At 69.8% G+C, this 1,484-nt stretch carries 3 protein-coding genes; 1 reads left to right on the top strand and 2 read right to left on the bottom strand.

The features are described from left to right. Positions 1-77: 77 nt before the first annotated feature. Positions 78-851, bottom strand: coding sequence for a CbtA family protein (locus tag ACWD3D_RS36990; RefSeq protein ID WP_451465012.1), 774 nt, complete (start codon positions 849-851; stop codon positions 78-80). Positions 852-1,046: 195 nt separating this feature from the next. Next, entirely contained in the window at positions 1,047-1,262 is a 216-nt protein-coding gene (locus ACWD3D_RS36985) for a CbtB domain-containing protein (RefSeq protein ID WP_451465011.1), read from the bottom strand. Here ACWD3D_RS36985 and ACWD3D_RS36980 point away from each other — a divergent pair. Continuing rightward, positions 1,261-1,484: hypothetical protein (locus ACWD3D_RS36980; protein ID WP_451465010.1), on the top strand; the 224-nt coding region annotated here is incomplete at its 3' end. The genes ACWD3D_RS36985 and ACWD3D_RS36980 overlap by 2 nt on opposite strands.

The following is a 1,484-nucleotide window of genomic DNA, read 5'->3' as shown; positions in this document are numbered from 1 at the left end:
CCGGGACCGGCGCCCCGAGGGCGCACGACGCGCGAGTGTGCGGCGGGAGAGGTCTCCGGCCGCACACTCGTGCCGGGTCAGCCCACCGCTCCGGCGGGCCGGGGAACACCTTCCCGGGAGCTCGCGCCCCGATCCCGCGAGGGGAGCAGCAGGCGCTCGGTGAAGACACCGAAGATCAGCCCGAAGATCACCCAGAGGGTGGCCTGGACCGCGAGGGTGGAGAGCCGGAATTCCCAGAGCAGGGCCGCCGGGAAGTCCGCGCCCACCTCGTCGAACGACGGCAGGAACACGTACGCGAGTCCGATCAGCAGGACGTATCCGGCGGATGCGGCGACGGTCGCGTTCCAGTTGCCGAGGCGCGGCGCGAGCCTCCTCCCGGCGATGACGGCGGCGACGGCGAGCAGGACGCTGAGCGCCACCATGAGGAAGAAGAGTCCCGTGCGTTGGCCGATGGTGTCCGGGTTGCCGACGGCCGGCGGGTTGGCCGGGTACTTCAGGAACGGTACGAGGTACACGGTCAGCAGCGCGGCCCCCGCGACCAAGGCCGCGGTGGCCCGGGGGCCGAAGCTCCCGATGCGGCCGAGGGCGTAGCAGAAGACGAGTGCCGCGATGCCGCCGACGGCGACACCGAAGACGAGGACGCCGGTGGCGAGACCGCCGGTGGCCTGCATCGTCCGGCTGACCAGTTCCTCACCGCCGTGATGGTCGTGGTTGTGGGCTTCTTCCAGGGCGATGGACGCGTCCACCCGGGACTCGCCCAGGAAGTAGGCGACGAGGAGTGCCGCGACGCCTGCGAGCAGGCCCGCGAGCATGCCGCGGACCAAGAGCGCTCGAACGGATATGGAGTTCATGAGAGTTCGGTCCCCTGAGGTCTGGCGCGTGTTTCGAAGGTGGTGCCGCTCGCCCGGAGGGCGGGTCGGGCGGCGTTCGGTGCGTGCGCTCGCACGGCGGAGGGTCGCCCCGACACTGGATGTACCGGGGCGGCCCCGACGCGGCGAGCGTGCGTGCCAGGCGTCGCCCGACAGGCGGGACTTTCGAAAAACGCCCTAGTGGCAGGGGAAGCCGAGAAGATGGCGACCGTCGTGGACCCACTCGTGAACGGCCTCGCCGGAGATGACCGAGGTGGCGCCCTGCTCGGCGCCGACGAAGTACAGCAGGACGAGCATGAGGATGCCGAAGAAGACCGCCCACGGGGCGATCGCCTTCAGCGATATGGGGGCGACGGCGGGTACGCCGGCCGAGGGTGCGGCAATATGTGCCATGGCAGAACCTCCTGAGGGAACACGCGTCCCGATCGTGGTGCCTGAGACGACGGTGCTGGGTCTGACTTCCCGCAGGTACGGGTTCACAGTGGCGCGACCGTGCCGGATTCTCACCGGACTTCCGTTACCCAAGGCGGTGAAGGTGCCGCTGAAGTTCATGGAGCAGGGCATCCGCTACGCCGACCTCTCGGAGGAAGAGAAGGCTGAGTGGGACGCCAAGGA

It is taken from the genome of Streptomyces sp. NPDC002690 (assembly GCF_053592415.1).
The sequence above is the reverse complement of the archived record's forward strand: the minus strand, read 5'-3'. Positions and strand labels throughout refer to the sequence as shown.

Coding starts and splice junctions, on each gene's coding strand:
- ACWD3D_RS36990 (WP_451465012.1), bottom strand. CDS start 851: ATGAACTCCATATCCGTTCGAGCGCTCTTGGTCCGCGGCATGCTCGCG.
- ACWD3D_RS36985 (WP_451465011.1), bottom strand. CDS start 1,262: ATGGCACATATTGCCGCACCCTCGGCCGGCGTACCCGCCGTCGCCCCC.